This window comes from Mycetohabitans sp. B8, assembly GCF_021991875.1.
In the GTDB taxonomy this organism is placed as follows: domain Bacteria; phylum Pseudomonadota; class Gammaproteobacteria; order Burkholderiales; family Burkholderiaceae; genus Mycetohabitans.
This window is the reverse complement of sequence record NZ_JAHLKR010000076.1, coordinates 1-524: the sequence shown is the minus strand read 5'-3', so window position 1 is coordinate 524 and position 524 is coordinate 1. Positions and strand designations below refer to the sequence as shown.

General features: G+C 57.6%; 1 protein-coding gene. It reads right to left on the bottom strand.

Features of this window, described 5'->3' with window-relative positions; all coding sequences use genetic code 11:
* On the bottom strand, nt 1-524 hold a 524-nt coding region (locus KQH60_RS14805), incomplete at both ends, for a transposase (protein ID WP_237577149.1).

Sequence of the window (524 nt, the reverse complement as noted above, 5' to 3'; positions counted from 1 at the left end):
TCGCGTAACAGTCGTTCATGCAACTCGCTGGGCAGCGGCGTGCCATCATGACAAACCAGTTTGCCGCTCGCTAGCCGCTTGGCAAACGTCCTATGATCGAAACTGTCCCAGCAACCCATTGTGATCAACAGCTTACGCATACGCTCGCGGTGCTGCAGCACCTCTTTGTGCAACTGCCCTCGATCACGAATCAACTGACGTGAAGCTTCCTCTTGCAGCGAGGGCACTCGCACGACGCGCATGCGGTCGCGTTCGCCATGCAGCCATGCTCGCAAATTCGTGACCAGCTTGATCGCATCAAGTCGATCCGTCTTGGCGCGACGCCTGTGCCACTCCACCGGAATGCTGGCCGCATCGATCACGTAACAATCTATGTCACGCGAGCGCAGCGCTCTATAGATCCAGAATCCATCCTGCCCAGCCTCATAACTGACCACCACACGCACACCTTGGGGCAGCGACCATTTCTGCTTGTACCGCTCAATCACCTCCAATAGGGCTTGCACTCGCATGGCCGCTTGCGC